At 61.4% G+C, this 26,985-nt stretch carries 19 protein-coding genes; 7 read left to right on the forward strand and 12 right to left on the reverse strand.

Translation table 11 applies throughout. From position 1 onward, the window contains the following. Positions 1–375: 375 nt before the first annotated feature. The gene (locus GA0061099_RS25850) at positions 376–654 is read left to right on the forward strand and encodes a hypothetical protein (protein WP_036013999.1); all 279 of its coding nucleotides are present in this window, start codon (positions 376–378) and stop codon (positions 652–654) included. A gap of 66 nt (positions 655–720) precedes the next feature. Here the strand turns inward: GA0061099_RS25850 and GA0061099_RS25855 are convergent, their stop codons facing one another. Further along, positions 721–1,458 (reverse strand): metallophosphoesterase, encoded by a 738-nt coding sequence (locus GA0061099_RS25855; protein WP_081492935.1) that lies wholly within the window; start codon positions 1,456–1,458, stop codon positions 721–723. Positions 1,459–2,073: 615 nt separating this feature from the next. Here GA0061099_RS25855 and GA0061099_RS25860 point away from each other — a divergent pair. Next, on the forward strand, positions 2,074–3,504 hold the full coding sequence (locus tag GA0061099_RS25860; RefSeq protein WP_036024717.1) for an undecaprenyl-phosphate glucose phosphotransferase: 1,431 nt from the start codon (positions 2,074–2,076) through the stop codon (positions 3,502–3,504). Between the two features lie 41 nt (positions 3,505–3,545). Here GA0061099_RS25860 and GA0061099_RS25865 read toward each other — a convergent pair whose 3' ends face one another. The 3 genes from GA0061099_RS25865 to GA0061099_RS25875 all read right to left on the reverse strand — a co-directional run bounded on the left by GA0061099_RS25865 (position 3,546) and on the right by GA0061099_RS25875 (position 7,044). Beyond that, the gene (locus GA0061099_RS25865) at positions 3,546–3,833 is read right to left on the reverse strand and encodes a hypothetical protein (RefSeq protein WP_036013954.1); all 288 of its coding nucleotides are present in this window, start codon (positions 3,831–3,833) and stop codon (positions 3,546–3,548) included. A 381-nt stretch (positions 3,834–4,214) separates the two neighbouring features. Further along, the gene (locus tag GA0061099_RS25870) at positions 4,215–6,446 is read right to left on the reverse strand and encodes a Wzz/FepE/Etk N-terminal domain-containing protein (protein ID WP_036013953.1); all 2,232 of its coding nucleotides are present in this window, start codon (positions 6,444–6,446) and stop codon (positions 4,215–4,217) included. 31 nt (positions 6,447–6,477) lie between these two features. Further along, positions 6,478–7,044 (reverse strand): hypothetical protein, encoded by a 567-nt coding sequence (locus tag GA0061099_RS25875; protein ID WP_240538212.1) that lies wholly within the window; start codon positions 7,042–7,044, stop codon positions 6,478–6,480. Positions 7,045–7,636: 592 nt separating this feature from the next. Here GA0061099_RS25875 and GA0061099_RS25880 point away from each other — a divergent pair. Genes GA0061099_RS25880 through GA0061099_RS25895 form a run of 4 tightly spaced genes read left to right on the forward strand, consistent with a single transcriptional unit; the run spans position 7,637 to position 12,397 of the window. Then, the gene (locus tag GA0061099_RS25880) at positions 7,637–8,848 is read left to right on the forward strand and encodes an acyltransferase family protein (protein ID WP_225136233.1); all 1,212 of its coding nucleotides are present in this window, start codon (positions 7,637–7,639) and stop codon (positions 8,846–8,848) included. A gap of 7 nt (positions 8,849–8,855) precedes the next feature. After that, on the forward strand, positions 8,856–10,193 hold the full coding sequence (locus GA0061099_RS25885) for a hypothetical protein (RefSeq protein ID WP_036013949.1): 1,338 nt from the start codon (positions 8,856–8,858) through the stop codon (positions 10,191–10,193). A gap of 9 nt (positions 10,194–10,202) precedes the next feature. Then, on the forward strand, positions 10,203–11,309 hold the full coding sequence (locus GA0061099_RS25890; protein WP_036013947.1) for an acyltransferase family protein: 1,107 nt from the start codon (positions 10,203–10,205) through the stop codon (positions 11,307–11,309). Continuing rightward, positions 11,306–12,397, forward strand: a complete 1,092-nt coding sequence (locus GA0061099_RS25895; protein ID WP_036024720.1) for an acyltransferase family protein — start codon at positions 11,306–11,308, stop codon at positions 12,395–12,397. The genes GA0061099_RS25890 and GA0061099_RS25895 overlap by 4 nt, the downstream gene beginning before the upstream one ends. A 17-nt stretch (positions 12,398–12,414) precedes the next feature. Here GA0061099_RS25895 and GA0061099_RS25900 read toward each other — a convergent pair whose 3' ends face one another. Beyond that, positions 12,415–13,527: a glycosyltransferase family 4 protein gene (locus tag GA0061099_RS25900; protein ID WP_050995919.1), complete on the reverse strand. Its 1,113-nt coding sequence runs from the start codon at positions 13,525–13,527 to the stop codon at positions 12,415–12,417. Between the two features lies 1 nt (position 13,528). Next, positions 13,529–14,362, reverse strand: coding sequence for a polysaccharide pyruvyl transferase family protein (locus tag GA0061099_RS25905; RefSeq protein ID WP_050991696.1), 834 nt, complete (start codon positions 14,360–14,362; stop codon positions 13,529–13,531). 123 nt (positions 14,363–14,485) lie between these two features. Between GA0061099_RS25905 and GA0061099_RS25910 the strand changes: the two genes are divergently transcribed. After that, positions 14,486–15,952 carry a lipopolysaccharide biosynthesis protein gene (locus GA0061099_RS25910; protein WP_050995920.1) on the forward strand — a complete coding sequence of 489 codons (1,467 nt, stop codon included), beginning with the start codon at positions 14,486–14,488 and terminating at the stop codon, positions 15,950–15,952. Positions 15,953–15,977: 25 nt separating this feature from the next. On the opposite strand, the gene GA0061099_RS25915 is transcribed toward GA0061099_RS25910, so the two are convergent. From GA0061099_RS25915 to GA0061099_RS25940, 6 genes are all read right to left on the reverse strand, one after another. Next, a complete protein-coding gene (locus tag GA0061099_RS25915) occupies positions 15,978–17,102 on the reverse strand; it encodes an acyltransferase family protein (RefSeq protein ID WP_050995921.1) in 1,125 nt (374 codons plus the stop codon). A 250-nt stretch (positions 17,103–17,352) separates the two neighbouring features. Continuing rightward, positions 17,353–21,261, reverse strand: a complete 3,909-nt coding sequence (locus tag GA0061099_RS25920) for an RHS repeat domain-containing protein (RefSeq protein WP_036024722.1) — start codon at positions 21,259–21,261, stop codon at positions 17,353–17,355. Between the two features lie 539 nt (positions 21,262–21,800). Next, entirely contained in the window at positions 21,801–23,192 is a 1,392-nt protein-coding gene (locus GA0061099_RS25925; RefSeq protein WP_036024723.1) for a hypothetical protein, read from the reverse strand. Beyond that, the gene (locus GA0061099_RS25930; RefSeq protein WP_036024724.1) at positions 23,189–24,457 is read right to left on the reverse strand and encodes a glycosyltransferase family 4 protein; all 1,269 of its coding nucleotides are present in this window, start codon (positions 24,455–24,457) and stop codon (positions 23,189–23,191) included. Before GA0061099_RS25930 ends, GA0061099_RS25925 begins: the two co-directional genes overlap by 4 nt. A gap of 30 nt (positions 24,458–24,487) precedes the next feature. Next, on the reverse strand, positions 24,488–25,828 hold the full coding sequence (locus GA0061099_RS25935) for a hypothetical protein (protein WP_036024725.1): 1,341 nt from the start codon (positions 25,826–25,828) through the stop codon (positions 24,488–24,490). Further along, positions 25,828–26,967 (reverse strand): glycosyltransferase, encoded by a 1,140-nt coding sequence (locus GA0061099_RS25940; protein WP_036024727.1) that lies wholly within the window; start codon positions 26,965–26,967, stop codon positions 25,828–25,830. Before GA0061099_RS25940 ends, GA0061099_RS25935 begins: the two co-directional genes overlap by 1 nt. Positions 26,968–26,985 lie beyond the last annotated feature (18 nt).

A 26,985-nucleotide genomic window follows, 5' to 3' on the forward strand; every position in this document is an offset into this window, starting at 1 on the left:
TCGGCAGCGTTGCCGCGCGCGCGGCATGCATGGAAGCGATCGAACCTTGAACATTTTTTCGGCGCTCGTGAATCCTCGAGAACCATGATGTCGACACACTGCTCACTCTTGATAGGACGCGCACGATTCAGGACGACTCTCATGACTTCTGCGTTTGTCTCTGCTTCCATTTTCGGCGCTGGTCTCATTCTCGGATACGCGCTACGCGCCTGGCGCGTCCAACGAAGAACCGTGAGCTCATCCAGCAGCGCCTCGCGCCGGGCCTCGCGGCCCGCTCCGACCTCGACGTTCGGCCACGCCCGGCGAGCCTTCTAGGCATCGTCCCATTCGATGACGGTATCCAGCTTCACACTGAACCCGATCGGACATGACGACATGAGTGAGCCCAAGAAGGATGCGCCGCGACGCTACATCGTTGACGGCGCCGGACAGCGCGTGCTTGTCGGTCTGACGATCTCGGAAACGATCGAGTTCGAAGCGCTGGACAAGCCGGACACCCGTCCCGGCGCCGAGCTGCTCGGGGAGGCGGCGCGCGTCCGAGAGGCCAGGCATGGCGAACGTTGGGTGGAGCTCTACGTCAAGCACGAGCGAGCCTGGAGCGACTGGATGGCCCAGACGCGTGCGCGGCCGGCGCAGCCGACGTTGCTCAACTAGAAATTGCGGACGTTTATTCCCTCCCTGAGACGGTCTCGCGCATCGGTGGCAGGAGGCTGAAGCTCATCACACCGCGAGCATGCGGCTTCCCTGGATGCTCATCAGGGTGAGGTTACCGGTCGCATAGGCGCCGGTGTCGATATTGGCGCGGTTGGCCAGTAGTTCGGCGCTGCGGACCGGCGTATGGCCGTGGACGATATATTTGCCGAACTGCTCCTCGCTCTGCAGGAATTCCTCGCGAATCCAGAGCAGATCGCGCTCGGTCTGCTCGGCGAGCGGCACGCCCGGGCGAACGCCGGCGTGGACGAAGAAGAAGTCTCCGCAACTGAAGCTCAGCCGCAGATTGTCCAGGAATTCCAGATGCTCGGTCGGCATGGCGCGAATCAAGTCGCGCAGGATCGATGCCGGCTCGTCGCGCCTGAGATCGGGTGGAGCAAGCCCGTAGGACATCAATGTCTGGGTCCCGCCGAAGGCGATCCAGTCCTCGAACAATGAAGGGTCTTCGAACACCCTCACCAGAAAGGCCTCGTGGTTGCCCTTGAGGAAGACCGCATTCCCCCGGCGGCTCCGCTCGACCAGGATGTCGAGGGTGGAACGCGTATCCGGGCCGCGATCGATGTAGTCACCCATGAAGACTTCGACGGCATAGCGCGGCCGGCTGCGCGCAACGTCGGCGTCGATCACCCGCAGCATGGGCTCGAGCAGATGCGCGCAGCCGTGGATATCCGAGATCGCGTAAATGCGGACGCCGTCCGGCAATTGCGGTTTGGGAAGCGACGGGTGGGATCGCGCGAAAGATTTCATGGCGCTCATCGATCGGGTGGTCGGAAAAAAGATCCCCAAGTCACCGGCACCGGAGAGCGTCCATCCAACGCGAACAACGCGAGTTCCGTGGGGCCGCAGCTCGTTGTCGGTCCCGATCACGCCAAAAGAAGGGCACGGCTTTTTTTTGCCGAATTGTTTTTTAATGGCGGCAGGAACGAGATGGGACCGCGGGAATTGCATCGCTGCCCGAAGTGCGCGGCAAGTCTGCATGACCCGCCGCAAATTCTCGCATACACCCCCAGATAGAAATTCGAGGAAGCTCTCGCGAGTGATCCGAGTTTGCGTTCGTCGGCAGCAGGCAGCGCCTCAAACTTGAGCGAACAGCGTCTCGTGCAACGATAGCATCGCATGAGATGCGGAACTTGATTCAAAATAGGGCAGTTCGTTCGCTCGTATGTCAGCACTGTGACGACATTTTCAGCGCACCGAATTTCGCCGCGCATCTCAACGCGACACATCGTCCGTGCGCCGCAAAAGTTTCGCGTGCAGCGCCACAATGTCGCTGCGATCGACCAACACTTTCCGTGCGGGGAATTGACGAGTCTTCAGCATCACGATGAGCGTCAGGCACTCTCTCGATACGCAGAGGTTCGAATGGCTGTTGCAACTTACGGTTCTGAAAGCGCTCATGCGCTGTCATCTGCGCGCGGCAGTGCGCTTCAGAGGCCCTTTCAGGTCGTCGTCATCGCTGCTGACTTTCTGTTGATCCTGCTGAGCTACGCGGCGGGAGCTTCGCTGTATGGCGTGGTGGTCGCATCGCCACCCGACGGTGCATCGGTGGGAGCCGGATTGTTTGTCGGTGTGGTGTTCGTCGGGATCGCCTATTTCCGGGACGTCTATTCCACGCACCGCTTGCTCAATCTGGTTTGGCAGCTTCGAATGGCGGCGTTTATCTGGTTGACGTCGCTCACGATCCTCGCCGTTGCGGCCTTCCTGCTGAAATCGACGGACAATCTGTCGCGCGGCACCGTCATCGTCTTCGCCGTGATCGGCGGGCTCGGCCTGATCAGCCTGCGCTTCGTTTGGCAGGCCGTGTTCGGCACGAGCTTTGCGAGAAGCCGCCTGGTCGACCGCAAGGTGATCCTGCTCAGCCTGAAGCCGCTCGACTTCACCTCGAGCCGCTTCAAGGATTTGCGCAGGAACGGCTTCGACGTCATGCGCCATTTCGTGCTCGGAGAGGACCGAGATGACGGCCAATGGGAGCGGCAGATTCGCGACGTCATCCGTCAGTCGCGCGCGGCCGATGTCGACGAATATCTGCTCGCGATCGACTGGAACGAATTGCCGATGCTGCGCAAGCTCGGGCCATATTTGCGCGCCGTTCCGCAGCCCATTCGCCTGCTGCCGGACGATTCCGTTGCCGACCTCGTGACCCGTCCGTTCCTGCCGGTCAGCGGAACCGTCGCGGTCGAGATCCAGCGGCCGCCGCTCACCATTCTCGAGCGGCTGCAGAAGCGCTGTCTCGACGTCGGCGTCGCTCTGTTCGCGCTCGTGCTGCTGACGCCGCTGCTGCTGACGGTAGCCGTGCTGATCAAGCTGGATTCGCCGGGAAGCGTCATATTCCGGCAGTCGCGCCGCGGCTTCAACGGCAAGCCGTTCGAGATCTGGAAGTTCCGCACCATGACGGTTGCCGAGAACGGCGACACGGTGACCCAGGCGACCAAGGGGGATGCCCGGGTCACCAAGATCGGGCGCTTCCTGCGCATGACCAGCATCGACGAGCTGCCGCAGCTCTGGAACGTGCTGCGTGGGGACATGTCGCTGGTGGGACCGCGTCCACACGCGCTCGCCCATGACAATTACTACGACGAGCTGATCAGCAAGTATGTCTACCGCCATCACATGAAGCCGGGCCTGACGGGCTGGGCTCAGGTGAACGGATTCAGGGGCGAAACGCCAACGATCGATCTGATGGAAAAGCGGGTCGAGTACGACGTCTGGTACGTCAGCAATTGGAGCATCTGGCTCGACCTGAAGATCATGGCCCGCACCGCGTCCGCCGTGATGTTCCAGGAGGCCTATTAGCCGCTCGATCTCTCAATCGCCGGAAACCTCCGTCCCGGGGCTCAGGTTCCATTTCGCGGCGGCCTGCGGAAGAGCCGCATGATCGCATCGCGCAGCGCGAGCAGCGGCGGCACGAGCACGAAGAAGGCTCCCATTGCGACGGAGACGATGACATGGCGGATCGAGAAAGGCTCGTCCTGCTCGATCTGGCGCCGGCTCGGGTCGATGGGCGCGGGTGAGAGCGTCGTCGCCATGGGGTGGCGGAGCGGCTTGCGTGGAGGGACCACGATCAACACGAACAGAATGTTGAGCAGGACCCAAATAGTCAAAATCGTCAGGACGATCAGCATCCGAGCCTACCGGAAAAATAACTGCGAGTAATGAACCGAGATTAGCCCCGGGGAACCGAGAAAGAAAGATGCCTAAAGTTTCGGCATTTTCAGGCATCAAGGCTCGGATCGTCTCGTCTTATTGACAGCTGATGGCACCGGCACAACTTTCCCGGCGACCACCGTATCCGTCAATCCTTGCTTTTGGCTAGAGCAATAACTGCAAGTTGTGGATTCCGGACGAATACGGAGCCCGCGAGCAGGTCCGGAGCCCTTGCCGCATCTCGGTCCGTGTGCGGGGCGCACGGGATGCCCTTCAAGCGACCGCCAAGCACGAATAAGGCCCGCTGCCAATTGGCAACGGGCCCGAGCTCATTCCAGGGAGCGGCGCCTCGCCTCCGCCTAGGCGTGCTCGACGTAATAGCTGTTGTGGTGCTTGCCCTTGTAGGCCTCGATGCGCTTGAGCATCTTCGGGTTCGCGCGGTTGAGCACGGCGCCGATCAGCTTCTTCTGGAGGACTTCCGAACCCGAAACCGACTCCTGCAGAGCGGTTCGCGTGGTCTGGCCCCATTCGATCACGTAGACCATGGCGTCGATCAGGAAGCTGACGGCCTTGGAATCGGCCACCGGCATCACCGGGGCGAGATCGATCACGATGTACTCGTAGTGCTCCCTCAGCACCTTGAGCAGCTCGGCCATTGCCTTGGATCCGATGACGTCGGCCGAATTGACCATGCGCGAAGCCACTACGGAGGGCAGGAAATCCAGTCCCGTCTCCTTGCTTCGCTGCACGTGGTAGCCGAGGTTCGCGGGATCGTTGAGAGCCTCCACGAGGCCGGTCTTGGCGTTGGGCGCGAGCTCCCGCGTCAGCGAGCGCGTGTGCAGATCGCCGTCGATCAGAACCGTGCGATGCCCGGTGAGGGCGATCAGCTGCGCGAAATTGGCGGCCACCGTCGTCTTGCCCTCCTTTGGAAGCGAGGAGACGATGCCGATCACCTTGATCTCGCGGGTCAGACGCGCGACGTCGATCGAAACCTTGATGTTGCGCAAGGTCTCGGCAAAGCGTGAGAACGGATGATCGACGACGTAGCGGGAGAGATCGGGAGGGCCGGTCTTCGCTGGCGTCGAGAGCAACGCGCCGGCCTTCGTCGGCGGACGTATGTCCGGCAGCACGCCGAGGCATTTCACGCCGAGCTCATCCTCGACCTCGCCGGGGGTCCGCAGCACGTCGCTCAGCAGTTCACGCGCAAATGCCGCGCCGAAGCCGAGGCAGAGGCCGCCGACCAGGCCGCCCACGAGGGCGAGGACCGTTCGCGGCGAGCTCTTGCGGTCCGGCTTGGTGGCGGTGCTGATGAGGCGGGCCTCGCTGAGGGGAAAGCTCTGGTTCTGCGTCGCGCTCTGCAGCTTTTCCAGGAAGTTGTTGTAGAGATTGCGGTAGGTGTCGGCGGCACTTTCGAGATCGCGCAGCTTGACCTCGGCCTGGCCCTTGTTGCCGGCCTGGGCGACGAGCTCCTTCACGTTCTTCTCGAGCGAGGCCTCCCGGCTCTTCGCGATCTCGTAGTCGCTGCGATAGGCGTCTGCGATCCGACGCAGCTCGTCGGCGATGTTCTTGCGCAGCTCGTCCATCTTGTTGGCCAGATTGACCGCCGCAAGGTGGGTCTTGCCGTAGCGCCTGGACCAGTCGGAATATTGGGCCTGGAGGTCGAGATATTGAGCGCGCAGACGGGTGATCACCGAGTTGTTGAGGGCATCCGTCACGGTTGATTGCGCAACATCCTGATCGGAAATCGTGTCGATCCGGTCAAGCCGGGCCTTGGCTTCGGCGGTCGCAGCCCGCGCCTGAACTAGCTGCGTGTTGAGGTCCGACAATTGCTGCTCGGACATCAGGCCGCGGCTGGTTCCGACGATGTTGTTCTCGGCCTTGAAGGTCTGGACGGCGCGATCGCTGGCCGATGCCTGCTCGCTCAGCTCGAGGCTGCGCTGCTGCAGCCATTCGGTGGCCCGCTTGGTGGACTGATATTTGGCCTCCAGGGCGCCGACGAGATAGGCATTGGCGATCGCGTTGGCGATCTTGGCGGCTTTGTCGGGGCTCCGCGCTTTATAGCTCAGCGACAGCACATATGTCGTCAGCACGCGCTCCGTACGCAGATTCTTCTGAATCTGCTGGACGACTGCATGTTCGATTCGCTCCTGGCTTGCTGGTTCGCCGGAGCCGAATAGCGATGTCAGCTTGCCGATGATGATAGAGAGCAGGCCGGGCTTGGAGCCGTTGAACTCCGGGTCTTCTGTCAGCTTCAGGCGGCGGACGACGGACAGAATGAGGTCGTCCGAGTTGATGATCTCCACCTGGCTGTCGACGTAGCCCGTGTCGATCAGGGCGCTGCTGGCGTTGCTGTCCTTGTCCAGAACTTGCGTCTGCCGCGTATCCATCATGATGCGGGCATTTGCCGTATACATGGGCTGCGCCATGGCCAGGTAGACGATCACCAGGGCCAGCGAAGCTCCCGTACAGACCGCGATGATCGGCCATTGGCGGCGAAGGACGTCGGCCACGCGCTCGAAGCTGAGGACCGCCCCGCCGAATTCGATGCCGAATCGGTGCCCCGACTGGAAATGTTCCCTAGGCTGGTACATGTGCTAATTCGCTGCCTTTGACAATCATGGATCAATTCGGAAGGGGGACGGGCTTGAATGGATTGGCCAGCTTGGTTCTCCACTCGCCTTCGAGCAGTGCTCCGCCACGGCCCGGCTGCGGCGAGGTCTTGATTTGCGATTGGGCCTGGACGCCGGAGCCATCCTCTCCGGCGCCGGAATAACCGGCCTGCACGTTGAGATCGCCGATCCGCTGCACGAAATCCCTGATCTTGCGCGCGGCGTCCGGCTTGGTCGACGTGCAACGTGCTTCGGCAAGGCGCAGCGCAGCGCCGATGGACGAGCGATCGGCCGAAGCCGACGCCGAGATGAGCGTCTGGACGGACGGCAGCACCGACGGATTCGTCGCGACATAGCGCGCGAGCCAATACCGCAACTTCTCCTTGTCATTGCGCAGCCGCTCGAGGAGCGAGGACGGCGACTTCACGAAGGTGTCGAGTTCGAGTTGCGAGGCGCGGTCCGAGAATTCGACGCACTGCGCGCGGCAAGCACCAGCGCTCGACACAATCAGCGCAGAACCAATCAAGACAATCGCTAGCCATCGCGGCTGCGCATGACGACGTGTTAGTCCGCGGCCCATCCGTGTTCCTTGCTTCTGTTGCAGTAAGAGAACAGGCGAAACTTGACAGGTAACTGTGTCATCTTTTTGTGCGACGCAATAGCTGATGCAAAGCGGGCGACAAAACAAACGCGAGCCCGCTTGTTCGCCGGTTGCAAAAACAAGTTCTACAATGCCTGCGAGATCGGCAAATCACGCCCATGAATGTTGCAACCTGAAAACATATCGGGCACTCGCGCAGCCGCTCGTCGCAAAACCGACACAAGTCACGACGCGCGTTTATTGTTCCCCATTGGCGAAAGATTTTTTCGCGCGACATTGGCACGCAGCAATCAATGTGCTGCAAGGGCCTCGATCGCAACAGTGCCGAATTTCGCGCACACTTGCGCGCAAATACTCGCAATCATCCCATGCCGATTGGCTTGCGCGCCGAAGCAGGCGCACGTCGGATGAAAAGTGGCATGAACTTGGCGCTCGCATGTCCGAATGATCTGCAAGCTTTGAAATTATTGTCGGTCGTCATGCATCGAATGCGGCTCCGTGATTGCAGAGATTGATCACGCGTTGAGACCTGATACACACTGCTGCGGTGCAACAGCTACGGAATGTTGATGTGACGGAGTTGGTTCATCGTGAGAAGGCGCACGTCCTGCCGCTCGACAGCATCCGGGGGATCGCCGCGACTTCCGTGGTGATCCACCATCTGCTGCTGATGCCAACCTTTCTCGCGGCATTCCCGCACAACGCCTGGATCAACTGCTCCTTCTTCAGGAGTGCATGGCTGCTGGTCGATCTGTTCTTCGTTCTCAGCGGAATGGTCATGGCGCTCAGCTATGTCGAGAACGACTTCACGCGCTTCTCGCTGCGCGAATTTATGGTACGGCGCCTGGCGCGAGTCTACCCGCTGCATATCGTCATGCTGCTGGCAAACCTCGTCTTTCGCCTGCTGCGCATCGGCCTGGTCATGGCGGGGGTGGTCGTCGCCGCGCCTGCGGCGTTCGAAGTGAACAATGCCTATTCCTTCGGCCTCAACGTCCTGCTTCTCCACTCGATGGGGTTCATCGACTATCTCAGCTGGAATGCGCCGAGCTGGAGCATCAGCGTTGAGTTCTACACCTACCTGGTGTTTGGTCTGATCGTTCTCATTGCCCTGCGCATGCGCTCGCTGGCGTGGTTCTATGTCCTCTCCGGGCTGCTCGCGGTCGGAAGTCTCGTCTTCATCATCTTCGTGCTCGAAAAGAAGAGCATCGAGCTTCAGACGGATTTCGGCTTGCTACGCTGCTTCGTCGGCTTTTTCCTGGGCGTCTTGATGGTGAGGATCGTCGATCGCCTGCCGGCCAAGCCGCGACCTGCCGCGCAGGGCGCATTGCAATTCGTCGCCATGATCGCGAGCATCGTCCTGGTGTCCCTGGCTGAGGCCAATCCTGCCGCGACCTTCCTCGCGCCAGTGATGTTCGCGATCTTCCTCGGCAGCCTGCTGGCCTTTCCGGATGCGCTGCTGGTGCCGCGGATCCTGGTGGCCAAGCCGCTGATCTGGTTGGGGCGTCGTTCGTACTCGATCTATATGGTGCACGCGCTCGTGGTGCTGCTGGCTGAATACTTCGTGCGGGGCGTGGGGGCGGGGCGAATCGCCGCCCTGGATTCGATCTGGGCAGGCCTGCCGGCGACGCTGAATCTCGTCGTTTCACTGGCCGCCGTGCTCGCGGTTTCGCACCTCACCTATCTCTATGTCGAAATTCCCGGCGGCAGGCTCCTGCGAAATGCATTCGGAAGCCCCCCGGATTTTGCGCCATCCCCCGCCCGATCGGCGCGACTGAGCAACTGAGCCGCGCATGAGCACCTTCGCGCTGCAACCCCGCAGGATGATGCTGATCAGCCTCAATATCGAGGCGATCGCGCTCGCAGCCTATCTGGTCCGGGATGCCTTCGGCGGTATGATGCGGTACTACACCAGCATCATGCATTTGGACGCGCTTTGGTTCGTGCCGGATGGCATTGCGCTTCTGTGCCTGGTCCAGTTCATCGTGCATTGCATCTTGCGCAATCGCAGTATCATGGCTGCAGTTGTCCTCGTGCAGATCATGCTGTCGCTGGTGCTCGGCTACTTCATGCTGGGGACGGTCAACGCGGCGATGTCGTCGTTTAAGATGATGCTCCCGGTGTTCGTCGGATTTTGTTTCTGCGACGCCAGTCTGGGCTCCTACAAGAAGTTGCTGTCGGTCATCGCCGCGACGTTCTACCTCTCGCTGATCGGCGTGCTGCTGACGAAATTCTACTTCATGCCCTGGGTCGGATACAAATATGAGTCCTTCGGCGCCGTTCGTGAGGCGGGTCGCTTATGGTGGGCCTATGGCGGTGACGATCAGCGTCTCACGGGCTTTGCTGCCGAAAGTACCATGGCGGCCTTCTTCATACTCGTGTCCTTCGCAATTACGTCGATCCGTAAGAGCACGATTTGGTGCCTTCTGTACGGCTCCCTTGCGGTCTACATCATCCGTCTGACGACCAGCAAGACGACCATGATCGTCCTCGTGCTCTACTTGATTCTGCTGGTGTTCGTGCGGATGCTCCCGGAGAAGTCGCGCTTCACCGCGATACGGAACATTGCATTGTGGTCGTTTGCCGCGATCCTGGTGCCGTTCTTCATGATCGTGCTCGCTTCGGGTACCGCCGCGGTGCCGCACACGACCCTGTTCAGCATCGTCGACCGCATCAACAACAGCTGGCAACTGCCGTTCGTCTACCTGAGCCAGCTCATGCCCGTTGGTCTCGTGACCGGCTGCGGCGTGGGCTGCTTCAACTATCCGCAGAAGCTGTTCTCGCCGCTCGCCGCCTTCTGGGTTCCCGTCGACAATTTCTACATCGGCACGTATCTGATGTTCGGACTCCCGTTCGTCGCATTCATGGTGATGGTATTCCGGGCGACGTTCGGCACGACCGACGTCTACAAGCTGACGCTGATCTTCGTCGTCAACTTGTTCACGATCACCGTTCTGAATTACGGCCCGGCGTCCGGCCTGCTGATCATCGCGTTGAGCTTCAGCGAGGTGTTCTCGCGGCGCGCGACCACCGCGCGGGCGGGCGACGCCGTGCCAATCATCGTACGGCCACCGATGCCGTCATTAGAAGGCTTCCGCCCGGATGTACCGGCGGCGAGCGGAAGCAGGTGAGAACGAACAATGCATAAACGGCTCGCATTCATCGACACGCTGCGCGGCATTGCCGTGCTGGCCGTCCTGGTCCAGCACGTATTCGAGGTCATCCTGGAAAAGCACCCGACGGGTGTCTATTACGGGCCCCTCCACGACATATTCGGCTACTACATGAACTTTGGCCGGTTCGGGGTCGTGTTGTTCTTCTTCGTGAGCGGCTTCGTCATTCCGTTCAGCTTCCCGGACAGCGCCACGCCTGTGCGCGATTTTACGATCAGCCGCTTCTTCCGGCTCTATCCGGCTTATTGGACTTCGATCGTTGTCGGGCTCGTGTCGGTGCAGCTGCTGGATTCGAAGAGTTTTCCGCTGGGGCAGATCGCCGCTAACGTGACGATGTTGCAGACTTTCGTGAACGTCCCGAATCTCTGGGTGTTCTATTGGACGCTGGCGATCGAACTCTTGTTCTACGTCGGATGCACCATTCTCTTTGCGATGGGGCTGCTCAACCGGCGCTTCACGGCGGTGACCATCGTCGTTGCCGCCGCGCTGGTGGGAACCACAGCTGCACTTTTCGTTGAGAGCAGGGCAGTCTCCTCGGTGATGGAGGTCGGCTTGAACCTCTCGGCGATGTTCCTGGGCAAGATCATCCGCGACACCGTCATTGGCGGCAAGCTGCGGTGGACGCATGTGACCGTCTGCACGCTTCTGTATGCGGTCTTCGCCGCCACCCTGTCCGACCGCCGGTTCGGCGGCGTGTATCACGAGAATTTCTTCTACAGTTATTCGATCGGATCGGCCTATATCTCCGCGGCGCTTGTCTTCATCGGCTTTGCCGTGTTCGGCGAACGGATGGCCTGGCGTCCGATGGCATTCGTCGGCGTGATCAGCTATTCGGTCTATCTGATGTCGCCGTTCGCGATCGTCTACGTCCACCGCCTGGTATGGTTCGGCGACGGACCCCTCGGATGGTCGATCTTCCTGGTCGTCATCCTGGCATTGTCGATCCTCGTCAGTTGGATGACATACACGTTCATCGAGAAGCCCAGCATTTCCTTCGGGCAAAGATTCCGCTCCGCGCGAAGAAAGCCTGTCGTCCTCGAGCCAGTGCTCAGCACCCAGGGTGCCGCAGAGTGATCAAGGCACCTCACCAGCCGGGCACCGCCTATGACGGATCGTTCCTTCCTTCGGTCCAGGGCCTTCGTGCCATCGCGGCGCTGAGCGTGCTGATGGATCATTTCTACGACATGCCGAAGGCAGGCATGTACGACATCCCGAACCCCGGATTCTTGCCGCCGATCTGGCCCTGGCTGCAATCTGTGATCAATGTCGGCGGGCACGGTGTCGAGCTGTTCTTCATGATCAGCGGCTTCCTGATCCCGGCCAGTCTGATACGCCACGGTTCGCTGTCGCGGTTCTTCTTCGACCGCGTCCTGCGCATCATGCCGGTGTTCGTCGTGCTTCATCTTGCGCTGTTCGCGATCGGGCCGATCGTGGCCTACAAGTTCTTCCGCGGCATCGATCTCACCAGCTATCTCGGGATCTTTGCGGCCAACCTGTTCTTCGTGCAGGACGCGCTCGGCCTGCCCATTGCCCAGCAGAATGCGTGGACGTTGACCTATGAGTGGGCATTCTACATCTGGTTTGCGCTGACATTCTCGATGTGGCGCGCCGGCGGCAGGCTGCTGGCTGCGCCTCTGATCCTGCTGGGCGTGGCCTGCCTGATGCGCTGGCCGATCACCGCGTTCTTCTGCATCGGGATGCTGTTCAGCGCGACGGGATTTCGCATTTCCATTCCCGGACGGCTTGGTCTGGTCGCAGGGCTCGTCTGCGGGGCCGCGCTGTATGCGAGCCTGGTGCTGTTTCATCCGTTCGTGGGCCTCATTCCCGGATTTCTGCTGTTCGCCATGGTGCTCGCCCCGGAATCAGGCCTCGGGAAGGCCCTGAGCACGCCGGCGCTCCAATATATCGGCAAGATCAGCTACAGCCTCTATCTCGTGCACCCCTTCGTGCTCTTCCCCTTGCAAGTGGTTGGCCTGAAGCTGGTTGCCGCCGGCGTCGACCGCTGGTTGCTATGGGCGGCTTTCATCGGACTCGGGCTGGTGATGTCACTGGCTGCAAGTGCGATCAGCTATGAACTGATCGAGGTCCGGCTGAGGCGCTTGCTGGACGGCGCGTTCCGCAGCACGTTCTTTCGACCGCTGAAAGTGGGGCAATCGGCTTGAGAAAGCGCGTGTCGCGCTCACACGGTACGACCGGCGAGCCTGTGATAGGATCCAAGCAACCGTTCGGCAATGTGGTCCCAGTTCAGAGGGCCGGCCGCGGTCTGCCGCGCGCCGTCAGCCAACGTTGTGGCGAGTGAATTCGACGTCAGCACGCGCTCGAGTGCATCGGCGAGCGCAGTGGCATCGCCGGGAGGGACCAGGAGACCATTGACGCCGTCCGTCACGACGTCGGGAATGCCACCGGTGGCGCTGGCGACGACGGGACGCGCATTCCCATAGGCGGATGCGAGCACCCCGCTTTGTGATGCATCCTTGTAGGGCAAGGCAACCACCGTAGCAGATTGAAATAGACGTCCGGTATCCGCAGGCGAAATGTAGGCATTGATGGTCTTGACCGTCGGCATTGCCTCCATCCGGGCGCCGAGCCGTGTCATCTCGGGGCCGCGCCCGGCGACGATCGCTTCATGCGCGACGCCGCGCTGGGCCAACATGTCGATCGCGTCGATGAAAACGTCGAGGCCCTTGTAAGCCCACATCCGTCCAAAAAACAGGATGCGTCCGGATTCGGGCTCGGTGAACGAGCTTTTGTCCGGCGGAACCATCAGCACGCCGTGCATGCTGGAAACCGTCTCGCCCTTGAAGTCGGGCGAGGCGCGATGAAAATCTGCAATGCAGCTCTCGCCGTGCGTCGTGACGATCGAGGCGGCCGCACGCATGCGTCCGCGCCAGGCATCTTCACGGGGCGAGGTGCCGGAGCCGCCCTCCGAGTGCGGGATAGCATCGTGAACGGTCAGCACCAGGGGAATGCCGAGCGGACGCAGGAGCTGAATCAGCTTGGACGTGTAGATCTCGGGAACTTCGTGACAATGGATCACGTCCGGGCGGAAGGAAATTATGTCGATGAACGAGGCAGGGATGCCGATTGCGCCGCCGCGCCGCAGACTGAGGTCGCGAATCCGTGTCTCGAACGGCGCCGTTACAGCGATATCGGCAAGCTCCCATTGCTGGTTCGCGTCTTTGCGGTTGAGCACAAGCCGAACGTCGCAATGATGCGCCAGTCCCGATGCGAGGCGGTAGGAATATTCCGCAAAATGCGGCGCGTAGATGGCCACGCGGAGGCGCTTGGCCATGCTAGTTCTTTCCGCTCCAGAGGTCGATCGGGAATGCACTCATCAAGGCACGATGATCAAAGTTGAGGCGCGCAGCTCCCCCCATCTCGCGACCTTCATCAATACTCGTCGCAAACTCGACGGCGAACCGGCCGGTGCCCTCATAGTAGTCATGATACTTGAACTCAGCCTCTCCGCTGCTCAGCCGTACGTATCGAGCCGGTATCCCGAATGCCTCGGCGACGATGATGCCGTGGAGCGAGCTGGCCAGAACCAGTTCAGCTTCGAGAATGGCGTCAATTCGCCGGTTCCAGGATCCCAGCGGTGAGACCACCGTATCGGCGGCAGGGTCGACGATGTTCAAATCGTGCAAATTCGGAACAAACACCCACGGCTTCTTGGCAGTAGGGCGAAAACGATTCGGAAACAGCTGAGGAAGCAGCAAGGCCGGATCTCCGAACACTTCGGGAACCGCGATGCCCCGGCGCTGCAGAACTTCCCGGGTACGGGGGCCGCGCACCGCTCGCACGTCCAAATTCTGCACGCGATGGTTGAGGTCACCTTGGCCGGGGCGTCCGTTTACGCCGCTTCCCCAGATCACATCGCCATTTCGCGCGTAGTGGAGCACGGAGCCGATCGCGAACAAGCGCGCTTGCCGCGGCACCTCATCGGCGAGCGTATAGCCGAATTGCCGCAAGAGATGGTCAACGACAACGATCGAAAGATGATCACCGAAATTGATCGTTCCGTCGTCGGGACGCCAGAAGAACAAGTCCACGTGCGGATAGGGCAGTTGATGAATAAAGTCGCAGCCGACCTCGTTGATCAGCCGTCGTAGATTGCCTCGAAAATTCATGCTGCCTCGGATGTAGCTGCTTTCTTGCCGTAGTGTCCTCGTAAACAAGGCGACTATTGGACCATAGCAGCCAATGGCTCTCGACGAATGTCGACCTAACCCCGAATTGTGACAGGCTTCCAATTGCGCCACGAGATTATCAAGCCGCGCTCGATCGTTTCGGGCGTCATTTGGTCGGCGCTCGATTCCGCGGTCGGGCAGGCGCTCACGCTCGCAATCTACATGATCATGGCGCGGCTGCTGTCGCCGCAGATTCTCGGCATCGTGGCAACGGGAGCGCTGGCGCTCGAGTTCTGCCGGGCAGTCCTGATCGAGAGCATCGCGATTGCCGTCCAGGCGCGTCCCGATCCGAAGGATGAGGATTACACTGCCTCGTTTTGGCTCATCGCGGGCCTCTCCTTGTTTGCAGCACTCGCACTGTTCGCCTCGAGCGGCGCCATCGAACGATTCTCCGGTCTTTCGGATCTTGCCATCGTTCTCAAGGGATTTTGCATCGTGGTGGCCGTGCAAGGCCTGTCACGGACGCACGAAGCCTGGCTGACGCGCAATCAACTCTTTCGATCCCTCGCCATCCGTTCGCTTTCTTCAATCTCTATCGGCGGGGCGGTAGGGATCGCGCTGGCGATACAGGGATACGGGGTCGTTGCGCTGGTCGGACAGCTCGTCTCGACTTCGTTGATCTCGCTGGTCAGCCTTTGGATCCTGACGCCCTGGCGCCCTCGGCTCCGGGTCAGCCGGCAGGCTGTTATCGATCTGCTGAGCTATGCGCGCTACGTGGCGCTGACGGGAATCACGAACTTTGCCAATGCCAATTCCGATCTGATTTTCGTCACTTGGTATACCGGCGCCGCCGGCGCGGGCTTCTACAGCCTTGCCAAGCGCCTGGTCAACGCCGTGAGTACCGTGATCGGGAATGCGTTGAACCGCGTGTTCTTTTCGACCATCGCTGGCCTCCAGCATGACCGGGAAGCATCGCGTTCGACGCTGGTCGACTTCGTCAAATACACGTCACTGCTGACAGCCCCGCTTTTCGCGGGGATAGCGGCTCTGGCGCCGGATCTCATCGTCGGTTTCTTCGGATCCAAGTGGGGCGAGGCCGCCCCTCTACTCGCGATCATGTCGATCACCGGGTTCTTGACCACAATCGGCCTCTACAATCACTCGGTGATCCTGGCATTCGGCAAACCGCACTGGCAGACTTGGCTGACGCTGATATACGCGGTTTCGAACATAGCGATCTTCATCGTCGCTGCGCCATTTGGCCTTATCGCGATCGCTGTCGGCTACGTCGTTCGCGCCTTGTTGCTGTATCCACTGTCCGCCGGAGCCTCGATGCGGATCTTGGCGCTCGGCATCAGGCCCTATGCTGCGGCGCTGATGCCGGCACTTGCGGGCTCCGCGGTGATGGCATGCGCGGTCGTTGCTGCCTCCGTTACCATGCCGGCCACGTCGCCATGGCTGCGTCTCGCGGCGCTCGTGCTGCTTGGTTCTTCGGTCTATCTTGCCGTTGTCATGGCGGTCGCCCGGCCGGCCGTGGTGCGGATATGGCAGGAAGTCTTGGGTCGTGTGCGGCGATCGTCTAAGACCTAGCCAGAATTCGGCCTGCACGCACCAGCTAGCTTGCGTTGGCCGCCTGTCTGGCCTCGGCAAGACCGAGCGGCTCGGGCTTCGGGACGCGGGCTGATCTTGCCCCGCCAGGCGCAAGCCGGTTGATCAATCTTCTAGCGGGATCTTCGACGTAGCGATATGTCACGTCGGCAACGACTGTCAGAACGATGCAGCAGACCAATGCAAACACCGGAAACATGCTTGGCTGAAGTCCGAAATAGTGCCAAGCCGGCTTGAAGAGCAGGATCAACAGCACTTCGTGCACCATGTAGATGGCATATGACGTGTTGCCGAGGCGGCCAAGCCAGTCGGAGCCGGGAAACCGCGCGAAGGCGCTTTCTCCCGTGGCTGTGACGAGGATCGCGAGAGAGAACAGTATGATTGCAAGGTCGGGCTTGGCAAAGAAGTTGAGAACCAGAACCGAGACGGCAAACAGCGCTATTCCGGCGAATGCGACCGGCTTCTTGCGATAGTCGCTCGAGAGCCTGAACAGGACGGTTAGCAGAATCCCGTTCAGGAAGCTCGGAAGCGCCCGTAACATCCCGAAATCGAAAGTTGCCCCGTACATCTGAGAGCGTTCCTGCCAGATCGGCAGGTGAGCATGGGCAAGGATGCCGTAAGAGAGCGCGACGATGATCGCCAGCATCAGCGGCGAGATCCTCCCGGCCAGCAGCATGAACAATGGGAATAATAGGTAACAGAACAGCTCGGCGCTGATGGACCAAGCCGGCGAGTTGAAGCTGAGATGATCTGTGATACCCCACGCCTGCACGAGGAAGAGGTTTTGAATGAAATCCGTCCAGCTCGCGTGCGAGGTCGGACCGGATATGCCCATGAGAGCAAGGACCGCGAATATCAACAATGTGAGCAGATGCAAGGGGTAGATTCGCGCGATCCGCCTAATGAGGAAGCGCGCATAGGAGCGCGGGCCTGTCGAGGTTGAAGGATAGGAGTAGGAAATCACGAACCCGGACAGGATGAAGAACATGTCCACGAACAGGCCATAGGACCCGTTCCAGGCCGGTGAGATGCCCTTGTCGATCAGCTTCAGGTGGAAGATGAAGACCCCGAGCGCGGCGACGAAGCGGTAGAAGTCGAGAACGACAAAACGTCTTGCTTCACTGGCTTCCATCGGGGCTCGGTTTCCTTGCACGTTTCGTCGCTCTTCTAGAGACGAATTGTGACGCAAGTTCGCAAGCGCGGCGGCCGATGGCGGCACAACCCGACGATCCCTCCGAATTCATGGGGCTCATCCAATTGCGGATGGCAGAGAGCCCTTTGCTCATCGATGAGGCAGGCGCCCGACCAACGAGCGATCAGGGGCCGGGACATGGTCCCGGCCCCCAGCGACGTTGGCGCCCGTTTGGGCAGGTCTCACTGGCTCAAACGAACACGAAGTCGTGGCTCGTCAGGCTGGAGACGTAGACGTTCTTCAGCAGAATCGAGTCGGTCGCCGAGAACGTGATGAGCGCGTTCGTGCCGGACTGCGTGATCTGGAGCTGGCTGTAGTCCTCCGCCAGCAGTTTCGAGATCGCGATCGTGTCGTGCGTCGTCCCGCTGCCGGCCTGGAAGTTGAGGATCTGGTCCTGGCCGTGGTCGTACGCGATGGTCGTCGAGTTCGGCGCCGCCGAGAACACGTCATTGCCGGCCCCGCCCTGGATCGTCACGCCGCTGGCGACGGCCGTGACGTTATGGGTGCCATCGGACTTGGTCTGATCGATGAACTCGAGCGCCTTGGCGGTGTTGTAGCTCTCGTGCTGCGTGACGCCGGCCTGTCCGTTGAAGTTGAACAGGAAGACGTCCCTCGAGCCGTCGGCGTGGCTGGCGATCTCCTGGGTCTTGATGCCGGCGCTGTTATAGATGTCGGTCAGCTTGCTGCCGTCATTGTTGATGACCTGGGTATAGTCCAGAGTGCCGTCGGCGTGGGTCCTTGTGATCTCGACGATCTTGCCCGAGGCATCGAGGTGCTGGTGCTGCGTCGTGTAGGACTGGCCTGTGATGTTGTAGTTCCAGTTGTCCGACGTGCCGTCGGCGTTCTTGATATAGGCAGCGGTCTTGATACCGCCGGTGTAGACCGTGGTGGAACTGTAGCCGTCGCTCTTGGTCGTCACCTCGCTGGTGATAATTCCTTTGGCGTCATACCAGCCCGAGGTCTTGGTGCCGTCGGCGCTCTGCACAAGGGTGAATGCCAGGCTGTCGTCGGCGTGGGTCCGCACGATGTGCGTCAGGAAACCGGTGGTATCGTAGGTATCGTGCTCTTTCGTGTAGTTCTGACCGACGACGTTGAAGAGATAGACATCCCTCGAGCCGTCGGAGTGATAGTCGGTTTGTATCTTCTTGAGGCCTGAAGCGTCGTAATTGGTCACGACGCTGCCACCGTCGCTGCCGACGACCTGGGTATAGTCGAGCGTGCCGTCGGCGTGCCAGCGGGTCACCTCCGTCGTCTTGCCGGTCGGATCGAGATGCTGGTGCTGCGTGGCATAGCTCTGCCCGGTGATGTTGTAGGTGTAATTGTCTTGGCTCAGGTCGGCATTGGTGATGTAGGCCGCAGTTTTCAGGCCGTTGGTATAGACCGTTGTCGAGCTGTAACCGTCGGCCTTCGTGATCACCTCGCTGGTGAGGACCCCCTTGGCATCGTACCAGTCCGTTGTCTTGGTTCCGTCCTTGCTCTGCACCAGCTTGAACGCCATGCTGCCGTCCGCGTGCTTCCGGATCAGCGTCGTGAGGAAGCCGGTTGCATCGTAGACATTGTGTTCGGTCGTGTAGTTCTGGCCGGTGATGTTGAAGAGGAAGACATCCTTGCTGCCATCAGCGTGGTACTCGGATTGTTTCGTCCGTACTCCCGTCGCGTCATAGATGGTGACGACGCTGCTCCCGTCGTTGTTGACGACCTGGGTATAGTCGAGCGTGCCATCCGCGTGCTTGCGGGTGACGGACGTGACCTTGCCGGACGGATCGATGTGCTGGATCAGCGTGGTGTAGCTCTGGCCGGTGATGCCATAGGCATAATTGTCCAGACTACCGTCGGCGTTCTTGATGTAAACTTTCGTCTTGACGCCGTTGCTGTAGAGGGTTGTCGAGGCGAAGCCGTCGGCCTTTTGGACCACCTCGCTGGTGAGGCTGCCGGCGGCATTGTACCAGTTGGTCGTCTTGGTGCCGTCGGCGGTCTGCATCAGCTCGAAGGCCAGGCTGCCGTCGGCATGCAGGCGCGTCAGGGTCGTGAGGAATCCGGTCGAATCGTAGACGTCGTGCTGGGTCGTATAGTTCTGGCCCTTAATGTTGTACGTCCAGACATCCTTGCTGCGATCGGCATGGTAGGCGGTCTCGACCTGTTTCACTCCCGTGGCGCTGTACAACGTGATCACGCTGCTGCCGTCACTATTGTAGACCTGGGTCGAGTCCAGCGAGCCGTCGGCATGGCTGCGGATCACCGAAGTGACCTTCCCCGACGCGTCGAGATGCTGCACCTGGGTGGTGAAGCTCTTGCCCGTGATGTTGTAGGTATAGTTGTCCTGCGAGCCGTCCGCGTTCTTGACGTAGGCGGCTGTCTTCACGCCGTTCGTGTAGAGCGTGGTGGAGTAATAGCCGTCGGGCTTCTGGACGACTTCGCTCAGCAGGGTGCCGGCCGTGTTGTAGGTGTCGGTTGTCCGGGTTGCGTCGGTTCCGACATGAACGAATTTAGTCTGCACGCCGCCGGTGTAGCTGATCACGTCCTTGGAGCCGTCGCTGTGGACGATGGTGGTCGAGGTCGGCTGCCCGCTTGAATTGAGGCCGGTGTCGGATTTCGAGAGCAGCTTGCCGCTCGAATCGTAAGTCCTCGTGCTGGTCCAGGTCGCCGCCGAGTTCGTCACCGAGAACGAATATCCGCCCTGGATCTTCGAGAGCGCGTTGCCGTAATGGGCGATCATGTAGTCCATGGTCGCCTTCGACGCGACCTGCAGGACGTGGGAGTCGGTCAGGGTGATTGTCTGCAGCGCCGTCGAGTCGCTCAGATCGGAAAGTTGCGGCACGATCTCCGCAGCCGTTCCGGTGACGCTGGTCCTTGTGTCCGGGGCGGGCGGCGTCGTCGGGGGCGCGTCGATCTCGATGATCACCGGGTGATCGCTGACCGGAATGGTGATGGTGCTGACGTCGGTGTAGCTGGCGATCGCTGTGGTGCCGGTCAGCGTGTCGTACACCTTCACGGTATGATGGACGGCGCCGAGGTTCACCGTCACCGTCTGGGCCGCATTGGACAGCTCGGTATCGGTGGCATCGTTCCAGAGCTTCGGCTCGGCCCAGACGACGAGTTCGTAGGCGCCATTGCTCTTGCCGAGCACCATGCTGTTGCCGGTGGCCGGCATGTTGCTCAACGTGTAGTTCAATGGGTCAGTCGGCTGCAGGCCGCCCTTGCCGTCGTCGGCCAGAATGGTCGTCAGGTTGTGAATCGCCGTCGCGGCGAGCTTGGGCGTGCCGTCGGAGTTGAACAGGCCAAAATTGGCTTCGGGATTGGTGTTGGCTGCAGACGAGTCGCGGTCGAACAGCTCGTAGAGGTAAGTTGCACTCACGCCGGCCTTGTAGGCGACGACAAGCGTGTTCAGGATCGATTTGGCCTGCACCGTCTCGTTGGCGCCGAGATACTGGGTATTGCTTTGCGTGGTGTAGCCGGTTTCCGTGATGACGACAGGCTTTCCCGGAGCCGCGGCCATGACGGCGCTCAGCGTCGCCGCAATGGAGCTGCTCGGATTGAGGCCGGTGCTGACATAAGCGTGGGCGTTGGCATAGTCGACCGAGCCCGACATGTTGCCGAGCTGGCTGTAGCCTTGCGGATCGTTGTAGGCCAGTGACAGATTGTAGACGGGGATGCTGGCGAGCGTCGCGTTGGCATTGACGGCCTGATAGAGCGCACTCTGGAACTGGGCCGCGGCCGAAAGGCTGGAGCTGCCATTGTAGCTGAAGGGCTGGTGATTGGCCTCGTTGAGCCCCTCGATGGCGGTGATGCTGCCCGAATAGCTCGTCGCGAATTTTTGGAGCGAGGCGATGTAGTTCTGCAACCCGACCGTACCGGACTGGGGCAGCGCAGACGATACCAGAAAGTCGAATTTGTAGCCGGCGGCGGCCAGGCCCTCGACGACCGGCTGCGCAGCGGGGTTCGTGCCCATCGCGTCGCGGAGATGGGTGACGCCGATATATTCGAGGCTGTCGGCCATCAGCGCGAGGTTGTTGTAGCCGGTCCATCCGAAACCGGCGTGCGTGTTGACGCCGATGGAGTTGATGAAGCCGCTGGCGGACAGGATGGTTTGATCAGGCATTGCAAACTCGGGTTTCAGCGCGAACGAAATTGCTCGCAGGGATTTGCGTCGAAGCTTCTCTGTCGAGTGTGAATTTCAGATAAAAATCGAAGCTACAAATCGCGAGTGAAATGCGGTTCCTTGTGCAGGAACAGCTCGACTCGTGTTGCAGCAGAATGCTGATGCGATGCCCGTGCAGGATGGCGTGAGAATGGCGCTTTCAAGATTTCCACGATTCACGCTGCTAAATATATGCGCAAGCCGTGCGAGTTCGATCCAACGCTTCGGCTTGAGAGCGTGTCATACGAACGCGGCGGTGGGGTGCGACTCTTTCGTCTGCGTCATCGGATGGCACAGGGAGTCGGCAGATGCCATTTTCATGGGCGATCAATCTGAAAGATTTTATCGCACTGGTTGTATCCGTACTTTCCCGGATATGACCGCTTGGTTTGATCGGGGAGGCGCAATGGTTCCGTCCAGGACCTGAATTTGAGCCGTGGCCCAACGGCTCAGTTGCTCGCCCGCTGTGTTCCGATCCGTGCCGGATGCGGCGAATTGGGCTAGCCGCGACGGGCCAGCATCAGAAAGTCACCGCGCCATCCGACGATCGCCGTTGCGAGCGCGGCGATCACGATCTTGCCGGCAAGCCATGTCGCGGGCTCGGTCGGCATCGCGCCGAGTGATCCGATCAGGACGGCGGCCACTAGCGCCTGCGCGACCAGTGACCAGCGCGGGAATGCCTCGAACCGCAGTGTCGGACCGAGCGCAAACAGAATCGCTGCCAGCGTGGCGGGGCAAGCGCAGCCGACCGCCTGTTGCGGCGACAGGCCGGCCCATGCCGCGGCCAGCGCGACGGCAGCGACGATCGCGAGCTGGCCGGCCGCAACGATCACGAGCCTCGTTGCGAGCTTCTCCAGGTGCGGAACGACCGCGACGGTCGCCTGGAGATGCGTGTGCAGGAAATAGAAGACGGCCACAACAGGTGCCGTCGTCAGGAAGCCATCAAGGCTCTCCCGCGGCACCAGGATACGGGCTGCATCCGGAATGAAGCCGACGAGACCGCCGAGCAGCACGAGGGTCGTGCAGACCATGAACTCGAACATCCGCCGCGTCGATTGCACCGACTTCATGACGGTTCCGTGCTCGAAATCCTTCACGACATCGGGATAGCTCACGGTGTGGATCGCTGCATTGAGAACCCAGAACGGGCGTTGCAGCAGGTCGAGCGCAATCGAGAATCCGGCGCCGGCGCCCGTCGCGCCCAGCCGGCCGATGATGATGAAGCGGAGCAGCACCGGCACCGAGAGATGGATGACGGACGCACCCGCCGCCAGCATGCCGTAGCGGGAGAAATCCTTCCAGTCGGCCAGCATCGTCCGCAGCGGAACGCGCTCCAGGGGGGTGCGATAGGCCACCAGCCCCGCGAGCAGGCCCAGGGCGTGGCCCGCACTGACGCCGAGCAGCGCCGCTTCCGCCGTTCCCCAAATCGCCGCACCCGCGGCGGCTCCGGTCAGAAGGGCGGTAGCGCGAAACGCCAGGAGAGAGGAGGCGACACCCAGCCGGTCGGACAGGCGGACCGACAGCAAATAGAGGTCGGTCAGGCCCTGAAGCACGGATATGCCGAGGCCCAGCGCGATGATCCCGGCCGGGAGTACGCTGGCCAGAGATGCGCAGCCGCCGACCACGACGAGCGCGCCTGCGCTCGACAGGCCCGCGGCAAAGAGCGACCACCTCAGCCGCGCCGCCTCGTTCTCCTCGGCTGCTGCCAGGAAGCGCAATCCGGCGAGCTGCAGCCACTCGAACATCAGGACGCAGAGCAACTGGCTCGAGGCCAGTGCCAGCGAGAAATTGGTGTAGTCGGAGGCGGGCAACAGATGACTGATCGCGAAGATCAGGATGATCGCCGCGGCGCTCTGATAGAGGTAGCCCGCCATCGCGAAGAGGCGTGTCATCTCGGAATGAGGCGCTCCTTGCCGACGGCCCGCGGCGCTTCAGTCGTTGCTGCGCGCACGCGCGACATCCGTTGCTCGCGCAGTTGCTCGTACAGATTCTTGTAGGATGACAGCACGTCGGCAAATACCCATTTGTTGGTATCCGCGATCAGGCGCCGGCTGATCTCGTCGATCTTGTGCGGATCGGAGGCGACTGCGAGCATGCTGTCGGCCAGGGATTGCGGATCGGCTTCGGTCAGCCAGCCCGTCACGCCGTGCTCGATGACCTCGGGCATGCCGCCAAAGCGCGTTCCGAGCAGCGGCCTGCCGGCCGCCTTGGCGTCGGCGACGACGAGCGGACCGGGGTCGTGCCAGATCGAGGGGGCAATCACCACGTCGACCTGCTTGTAGAAATCGTCCGGCACCACGAATCCCATGAACTCGATACGCGCATCCGGCGCGAGCGCCCTGAGGCGCCGTTGTTCCTCGTCGCTGACGCGACCGGCGATCAGCATCCGGATGCGATCCCGAGGCAGCATGGCAAGGGCATGCATCAAATTGTCGATGCCCTTCTCCTCAGTGAGCCGGCCGATGAACCCGAACGTCACTTCCGTGGTGCAGACCGGGCGAGGGTAGGGCTCGCGCGGCGGTTCGGTCGAGGCGTTGCGGATCACGGTGCGGATCGGCGTCTCCGCGAACAGGCCCATGTCGGTATGAATGGACAGCACGCGCTCGCTCACGCCGACCACGGCGCTCAGCCAGTGCGTCGCCCGCTTGCGATGGAAGGTCAGGATCCCGCAGCTCGTGCAGGTGTGCTCGCATGAGCGTCCCTTGTCGAAGCGCGAGCAGCGCGGGCAGGTCAGATAATAGTCGTGAAGCGTATGCAGCACCGGGACGCCGAGCTGGGCGGCAACGCGCCAGATCGCGGTGGTGAGACCGGACAGATTGTTGGAGTGCAGCACGTCCGGCTTGAAGGCCCGGATGCGTTCCGCGATCAGCGGCGCCTGCATCTGCCAGTCGTCGACCGCATGCCAGATGCTGCGCAAGACGGCGTTCTTCTGCTCCGTGAAGGGCCGATAGATGTTCTGGACCGGCGCGGAATGGACGTTGATGCCGTTGCAGCTTTCGCGCTCCTGCCCAGGGGACGATGCGGCCCGGATCACCTCGACCTCGTCTCCGCGCTGCACCAGGCCTTCGGCGAAGCGCCGCGCGAAGATCTCTGCACCGCCGACGATCTTGGGGGCCTGAGGCGTCGGATAAAGCGTGGACGTCAAAAGAACTTTCATCACTGAACCTCATGTTTTGCAAAATCGCGCTTACCGCGCCGGCCTTATCTCCAAAGCGGGCATGGCACCGTTGCTCGCTGCAATGAGAACCGGCGTGGTCGAAACCGGAATCCAGGCACCGGACGCAGGTCTTGCGGCCGAGTCGCACGGCATCGCAAAGGTTGCGCCGTCCTGATCGCCCTTGATCCTGACCTCGTAACGCCGCTCGGGAGTCTCGGACCACACCGCAACTCTGGCGCCGGACGTCGTCGTTGCATTGATCGACACGACGCCGCTGGCGAGCTCGCGTTTCTCGGCGCTCAGGCTGGAGCGGATGAAAGCCCAGGCGCCCTGAGCCGCGCAGGCGACCGGCTTTGGGGAGTTATCGAAACGATAGAGTCCGAAATTGTGCTCCAGGTCCGATGCGTCCTTTCCACTGTCCTTGAGTTCGTAGAACCACATTCCTTTGAGCCAGCGCGCCGCGGTCGATGCCCACAAGATGAGCTGTGCCGTATTGTCGGACTGGGCTTGTTCGCTGACGCCGCATTTACTGGTGGCAGCCGTGGTCCACCCCGTCTCGGTGACATAGATCGGAAAATCGGGGTTTCCGCTCGCCTGGCCGACCAGGCGGTGAAACGCCGTCAGCCTGTCGATGATTTCGGCCGAGGTGCGTTTGCTCGGGCCCATACAGAAATTGTAGAGATGGATCGATGCGCCGTCCGCATATTGAAGAATGCCGGTCCGCAGCATCTTCTCGGTCCATGTCCAGCCCAGATCGTCGCCGAGCGCGCCGACCAAAAACGGCGCATTTGGCGCCACCCGCTTGACTACCGGCCGCGTGACCTCGGCAAGCGCCCGATAGTTTTCCGGCGAGAACGCAGGATCTTTCTTCGCCGCCAGGTTCCATTCGTTCCAGAGCTCGAACAGCGGATGCTGCGCCACCACCGATTGCGCCGCCGCCGCCGCATAATCGGCGAACCGCTGCCGCGCCTCGTCCGTCGTCGGTGGCGAGGAATTCGGAACGAGATGATGGCCGAAGGCGAGGATCAGGAGAGGGCGCGCGACGCCGGACTTGACCTGCGCTTCGAGCCTGCCAAGTCGGGGTGTGAAACCCATCCGGCGTCCCCCAACCTCGAACTCGGACCAGGGAAAATCATCGCGAAAGGAATTGAGACCGAGTTGCTTGATCTGGGCGACGTTTTCCGAAGGCACGTATCCGCGCGCGCTCACCGGGCCGCCCAGCCCCTGATGCGTGCCGACCCCGAGCAGGAATCGGGCATCGAGCGGTTGCGCCTGCTGTGCGCAGACCGAGACCGGAAGGAGAATGGATGCGAAGAGGCTCGCGAGGCGGAGACTGTCGCGAACCAAGGTGCGTGGGAGCGGTGCAGCCATCAGAAATTCTTGGAGAGATCCGACTGCAGCCCCGCCTTCGCTTCGACGGGCGTCTGGTCGTCCTGAAGCAGCTCGACATAGACCTGCTGCAATTGCGCATGCGTCTTTTCGACGTCATAGAGCTGCTTGAAGCGGTCGTAGCCGCGCTGTCCCAGCACCTTGAGATCGAGATCGAGTGCGCGCCGGAAACCATTCACGAGCGGCTGAACCGCGACGGGCTCGCAGAGCACGCCGGTGACGCCATCGACGACGATCTCGGGCAAAGCGCCGCTGCGGAACGCAAGGATGGGTTTGGCCGCCCGCATCGCTTCGAGCGCAACGAGGCCGAAGGCTTCCCATCGTGACGGAATCACGACGAGGTCGGCGGCCTCGAGCTGGGTCTCGATGGTCGGGCGGTCGAGCCAGCCCAACAGGGACACGTTGGACGGGACGGTCGGACCTTCGTACTTGTTGACGACGGAGGCGCCGATCATGCGGACGTCCAGCACATCCTCGAGCGCGCGTGCCGCTTCGATCAGCAGATCGAACCCCTTCTGCCGGTCCAGGCGTCCGATGAACAGCACCTTGACCTTCTTAGAGGTCCAGTCCGCGGAGATGGGCTGCGGCGTGCGGCTCTTCGAGATGCCGTTGTGGACCACGGTGAGGCGGTCGGCAGGAATTCCCGCGCGCACGGCTTCGTTGTACTCGTCGCCGGAGATGCAGATGATTCGGTCCGAGGTGCGCGCAAGCAGGTTCTCCGCCGCCTTCGTCAGCTTATGACTGAAGCGGCCGGTCTCGCGCGAAAATGCCCAGCCGTGCGGACAATAGACGACGCGCGGTCCGCCCGAGCGGGCTGCCAGCGCGGGCCGGAGCACGAGCCCTGCAAAGGAAGAATGCAGGTGCACCACGTCCGGTCTGAAGGCATCCAGCGCTTGCATGCTGGCACGCAGCATCTGGAATAGGCCGGCGACGCTGCGGCCGGATCGTTCGAATGTTGTAATCTGGTTGTCATCGATCGCGCCAAGGTCGCCCCGATGATCCGACGGCACGACATAATGTACGTTCTCGGCACCGAAGCTGGCCTGTTGTTGAGGATGCAACTCGTTCAGATAGCTCGCGATCCCGCCACGGATCGTTTCGGCGATGTGCAGCACTTTCATCGTTTGCCTTGCGTAGGG

It is taken from the genome of Bradyrhizobium yuanmingense (assembly GCF_900094575.1).
Lineage (GTDB): Bacteria > Pseudomonadota > Alphaproteobacteria > Rhizobiales > Xanthobacteraceae > Bradyrhizobium > Bradyrhizobium yuanmingense.

Excerpts from the sequence above, each read along its gene's own strand:
- GA0061099_RS25850 (WP_036013999.1), top strand. The coding sequence starts at position 376 with ATGAGTGAGCCCAAGAAGGATGCGCCGCGACGCTACATCGTTGACGGC.
- GA0061099_RS25855 (WP_081492935.1), bottom strand. The coding sequence starts at position 1,458 with ATGAAATCTTTCGCGCGATCCCACCCGTCGCTTCCCAAACCGCAATTG.
- GA0061099_RS25860 (WP_036024717.1), top strand. The coding sequence starts at position 2,074 with ATGGCTGTTGCAACTTACGGTTCTGAAAGCGCTCATGCGCTGTCATCT.
- GA0061099_RS25865 (WP_036013954.1), bottom strand. The coding sequence starts at position 3,833 with ATGCTGATCGTCCTGACGATTTTGACTATTTGGGTCCTGCTCAACATT.
- GA0061099_RS25870 (WP_036013953.1), bottom strand. The coding sequence starts at position 6,446 with ATGTACCAGCCTAGGGAACATTTCCAGTCGGGGCACCGATTCGGCATC.
- GA0061099_RS25875 (WP_240538212.1), bottom strand. The coding sequence starts at position 7,044 with ATGGGCCGCGGACTAACACGTCGTCATGCGCAGCCGCGATGGCTAGCG.
- GA0061099_RS25885 (WP_036013949.1), top strand. The coding sequence starts at position 8,856 with ATGAGCACCTTCGCGCTGCAACCCCGCAGGATGATGCTGATCAGCCTC.
- GA0061099_RS25890 (WP_036013947.1), top strand. The coding sequence starts at position 10,203 with ATGCATAAACGGCTCGCATTCATCGACACGCTGCGCGGCATTGCCGTG.
- GA0061099_RS25900 (WP_050995919.1), bottom strand. The coding sequence starts at position 13,527 with ATGGCCAAGCGCCTCCGCGTGGCCATCTACGCGCCGCATTTTGCGGAA.
- GA0061099_RS25905 (WP_050991696.1), bottom strand. The coding sequence starts at position 14,362 with ATGAATTTTCGAGGCAATCTACGACGGCTGATCAACGAGGTCGGCTGC.
- GA0061099_RS25915 (WP_050995921.1), bottom strand. The coding sequence starts at position 17,102 with ATGGAAGCCAGTGAAGCAAGACGTTTTGTCGTTCTCGACTTCTACCGC.
- GA0061099_RS25920 (WP_036024722.1), bottom strand. The coding sequence starts at position 21,261 with ATGCCTGATCAAACCATCCTGTCCGCCAGCGGCTTCATCAACTCCATC.
- GA0061099_RS25925 (WP_036024723.1), bottom strand. The coding sequence starts at position 23,192 with ATGACACGCCTCTTCGCGATGGCGGGCTACCTCTATCAGAGCGCCGCG.
- GA0061099_RS25930 (WP_036024724.1), bottom strand. The coding sequence starts at position 24,457 with ATGAAAGTTCTTTTGACGTCCACGCTTTATCCGACGCCTCAGGCCCCC.
- GA0061099_RS25935 (WP_036024725.1), bottom strand. The coding sequence starts at position 25,828 with ATGGCTGCACCGCTCCCACGCACCTTGGTTCGCGACAGTCTCCGCCTC.
- GA0061099_RS25940 (WP_036024727.1), bottom strand. The coding sequence starts at position 26,967 with ATGAAAGTGCTGCACATCGCCGAAACGATCCGTGGCGGGATCGCGAGC.